The sequence below is a fragment of the Microbacterium sp. zg.Y909 genome, from assembly GCF_024626565.1.
Genome location: NZ_JANJFJ010000387.1, coordinates 1 through 4094, shown reverse-complemented (window position 1 = coordinate 4094; position 4094 = coordinate 1). Strand labels below are relative to the sequence as shown.

The 4094-nt window shown below is 68.3% G+C and carries 5 protein-coding genes; all 5 read left to right on the top strand.

What is annotated here, in order from left to right; translation table 11 throughout:
* The first annotated feature begins 35 nt into the window (after nucleotides 1-35).
* Entirely contained in the window at nucleotides 36-341 is a 306-nt protein-coding gene (locus NQ160_RS19825) for an urease subunit gamma (protein WP_257516827.1), read from the top strand.
* A 4-nt stretch (nucleotides 342-345) separates the two neighbouring features.
* Entirely contained in the window at nucleotides 346-1233 is an 888-nt protein-coding gene (locus NQ160_RS19820; protein WP_257516826.1) for a hypothetical protein, read from the top strand.
* A 21-nt stretch (nucleotides 1234-1254) separates the two neighbouring features.
* Nucleotides 1255-1731 (top strand): urease subunit beta, encoded by a 477-nt coding sequence (locus tag NQ160_RS19815; RefSeq protein ID WP_257516825.1) that lies wholly within the window; start codon nucleotides 1255-1257, stop codon nucleotides 1729-1731.
* Between the two features lie 2 nt (nucleotides 1732-1733).
* Nucleotides 1734-3458, top strand: coding sequence for an urease subunit alpha (gene ureC / locus NQ160_RS19810; protein ID WP_257516824.1), 1725 nt, complete (start codon nucleotides 1734-1736; stop codon nucleotides 3456-3458).
* Between the two features lie 19 nt (nucleotides 3459-3477).
* Nucleotides 3478-4094: urease accessory protein UreF (locus tag NQ160_RS19805; RefSeq protein WP_257516823.1), on the top strand; the 617-nt coding region annotated here is incomplete at its 3' end.

Genomic DNA, 4094 nt, shown 5'->3' with positions numbered 1-4094 from the left:
GCGCGTCCTCTCTCAATCGGATGTCAGGAGCTGCAATGGACCTCACGCCACGCGAGATCGACAAGCTGTACGTCTACCAGGTCGCGGAACTCGCGCGACGCCGCCGAGATCGCGGCACGAAGCTCAACGTCAGTGAGGCGATCGCCCTCGTGACGGAGGGGGTTCTCGAAGCCGCCCGTGACGGCAAGACCGTCTCGGACTGCATGGAGCTGGGAAAGAAAATCGTCACGGTCGACCAGTGCATGCCCGGCGTCCGTGAACGAGTGACGCTTCTGCAGGTCGAAGCGACATTCCCCGACGGCACGAAACTGGTCTCCTGCCACGACCCCATCGGCGGCTGAGGAGATGACGGGCGCCACCGGAGTGCAGATCGTCCTCGTCGGCGGGCACGAGAGCGACGACGCGCGCGACCTCGAGCGGTTCGAGCCGCTCGTGGACGGCGCGCGCACCACGGTCGCGGGCCGGGCGCTGCACAACATCGTCAGCGCCGCGCTCGACCACGGCGACCCCGTCGTGGTGCTCCCGATGACCTTCGGGCGGGACCCCGCCATGGTCGCCGACGCGGCCAAGACGCTCCGCTGGCTGAACCGTACGCACGCTGGGCGGATCGCGCTGACCGCCCCCTTCGGGCAGATCGACCATCTCACCGCCTGGTTGCGCACCGCGGCCAATCGGGCGAGCCTCGTCGATCCGGCATCCGCTCTGCTCATCGTCGCGCCGCACTCCAACCCGTTCGACGAGGCGGAGCTGCACCGCGTGGGCTATCTCGTCGCCACGCACGGCGCGCTCGACGAGGTGGCGGTGGCGATCGCCGACGACGGCGCACAGCTCTCCGCGGCAGCGGCGCGGCTGCGCCGGCTCGGCGCGACGCGCATCGTGGCGGTTCCTGCGGGATTCGCCGCCTCGCTGCCCGCCGCGGACGTCGAATTCGGCGGGCCGGTGATGAGCGACGCATCGATCGTGCGGGTGATCGGCACCCGGGTGCGCGACGCGCTCGCCGCCCTCGATGCCGGCGACGACGGCATCGACACGGGGCTCCTCGCCGACCACGGCCACGGGTACGCCCACTCGCACGCGTTCGAGGGCGAGGCTCACGCCCACCCGCATCCGCACGACCACGCCGACGGAACGCGGCACTCCCACACGCACGGGGGCCTGCACGCCCACGTGCATCACCCTCACGACAGCGACGCGTTGGCGCTCTCCGACGCACACCACGACCACGACCACTGACTCGTAACCGGAGGGAACATCATGCTCAGCAGACGCCCCAGCTACCACCACGGTGCCGACACCATCGAGATCAACGAGGGCCGGCCCTCGGTGACGATGAACGTCACGAACACCGGCGACCGGCCGGTGCAGATCGGCTCGCACTTCCACTTCTTCGAGGTCAATTCGGCCATGCTCTTTCCGCGTGAGCAGGCGTGGGGCATGCACCTGGACATCCCCGCCGGCAGCGGGGTGCGTTTCGAGCCCGGAGAGACCAAGCAGGTCACCCTGGTCGCCTTCGCCGGTGCCCGCCGCATCGTGGGGTTCAACGGGTTCGTCAACGGCGGCCTCGATGCGGAGCAGACCAAGGCGAACGCGATGAGGATGCTCGCCGAGCGCGGGTACCAGAACGGCGAGGCCAACAGCGGCGGGAATGCGAGCCCGGCGACGGCGAAGAAGTCGTCCGGTAACTCGAAAGCAGACAACAACGCATCCGGAAGCAAGAAGGGGAGCAACTAGCCATGGCCATCATCTCCAAGAAGCAGTACACGGACCTCTTCGGCCCGACCGTCGGCGACCGCGTGCATCTGGCAGACACGAACCTCGTCATCGAGATCGAGAAGGACTACGCCGCTGACAGCTACGGCGACGAGGTCGTGTACGGCGGCGGCAAGTCCGCCCGCGACGGCATGGGATCAGACCCTCAGGCCAGCTCCTCGCAGGGATCGCTCGACCTCGTGATCACGAACGTGATCGTGATGGATGCCATCCTCGGCATCGTCAAAGCAGACATCGGCGTGCGGGACGGCAAGATCGCCGGCATCGGCAAGTCCGGCAACCCGCAGACGCAGAAGGGCGTCGATCCGCACCTCGTCGTCGGCCCCGGCACCGAGGTGATCGCCGGTGAGCACCTCATCGCCACCGCCGGCGCGATGGACCCGCACGTGCACTTCATCTCCCCCCAGCAGGTGTACAACGCGCTGTCCAACGGCATCACCACGCTCTTCGGCGGTGGGACCGGCCCGACCGACGGCACCAACGGCACGACCTGCACGCCGGGCACGTGGAACATCCACCGCATGCTGCAGGCATGGGACGACCTCCCCATCAATGTGGGCATCCACGGCAAGGGCAACAGCTCGCTGCCGCAGGCGCTCATCGACCAGGTGGAAGCCGGCGCGGGTGGGCTGAAGGTGCACGAGGACTGGGGAACGACTCCGGCCGCCATCGACATGGCGTTGCAGATCGCCGACGAGTACGACATCCAGGTCGCCATCCACACCGACAGCCTGAACGAGTCGGGATTCGTGGAGAACACCATCTCGGCGATCAATGGCCGGACGATCCACACGTACCACACCGAGGGTGCCGGCGGTGGACACGCCCCGGACATCATGAAGATCGCGGGGCAGTCCAACGTGCTGCCGTCCTCGACGAATCCCACCCTGCCCTACACGGTCAACTCCGTCGACGAGCTGCTGGACATGGTGATGGTGTGCCACCACCTCTCGTACGACGCCCCGGAGGACGTCGCGTTCGCCGACTCCCGGGTGCGCGCCGAGACGATCTCGGCAGAGACCGTGCTGCAGGACATGGGCGTCATCTCCATGTTCTCGTCGGACTCGCAGGCCATGGGCCGTATCGGCGAGTCGGTGACGAGGGCGTTCCAGACGGCGCACCACTGCAAGGACAAGCGCGGCAAGCTGCCGGAGGATGCCGAGGACAACGACAACTTCCGGGTGCTGCGGTACCTCGCGAAGGTGACGATCAACCCCGCGATCACCCACGGCATCTCGGACTACGTCGGCTCGCTCGAGCCCGGCAAGATGGCCGACATCGTGCTGTGGCCGGTGGACACGTTCGCGGCGAAGCCGAAGGTGGTCATCAAGGGCGGCCTGATCAACTGGGGTCTGATGGGCGACCCCAACGCCTCGCTGCCCACGCCCCAGCCGGTGTACTTCCGGCCGGCGTTCGGTGCCCTGCCGCAGCCGCTGCACGCGACGCGGGCGACGTTCGTGTCGAAGGTGTCGATCGAGAAGGGGGTGCCGGAGATGCTCGGGCTGAAGAGCCAGATCCTCCCGGTGCGCAACACCCGATCGATCGGCAAGAGCAGCATGGTGCGCAACAGCGAGACCCCGGAGGTCACGGTCGATCCGGAGACCTACCGGGTGTCGCTGGATGGGGTCCCGGCAGAGATCGAACCGGCCCAGGCGCTGCCGCTGACCCAGCTGTTCTTCCTCGCATGATCGCCCCGATATGACGATCATGACCACGAGTGCGGGGTCGGCGGTGGCACCGCTGCTGGTCGGCCTGCAACTGACCGACTCCGCATTCCCCAGTGGCTTCTACACGATGTCGCACGGCCTGGAGGGGTTCCACCAGGCCGGGCTCGTGGATGCCGGCACGGTGGGCGACCTGCTCGAGGACCTGTTGATCTCCTCTGTGGGGCCGGGTGACGCCACGGCGCTCGCTCGGGCGCACGGATGTGCGTCCCGCGGCGAGTGGGATGCCGTGGCCGAGGTCGACCGGGTGCTGTTCGCGTCGAAGCTGAACGCGGAGCTGCGCACGTCCAGCGTGCGCAGCGGAAGGCAGCTGGCCGACATCACCGCGGAGATCTTCGAGGGGACGCCTGGTGCCGACGACATCGCGGCCTGGGCCGCCCGGGTGAAGCAGCGCCGCACGCCGGGCTGTCAGCCCGTCGTGACGGCGGTCTGCTACGCGGCGGAACGGGTGCCCATCGCCGCGGCGGTGGCGGCGGACCTCTTCGCCTTCGCGGCGAGCTACGCGTTCGCCGCTCTGCGTCTGCGCCTGGCCGACCACCGGTCGGCGCAGGTGATGATCCGGCGGGTGCACCCGGTCATCGAGGCGGTGACCGAAGACGC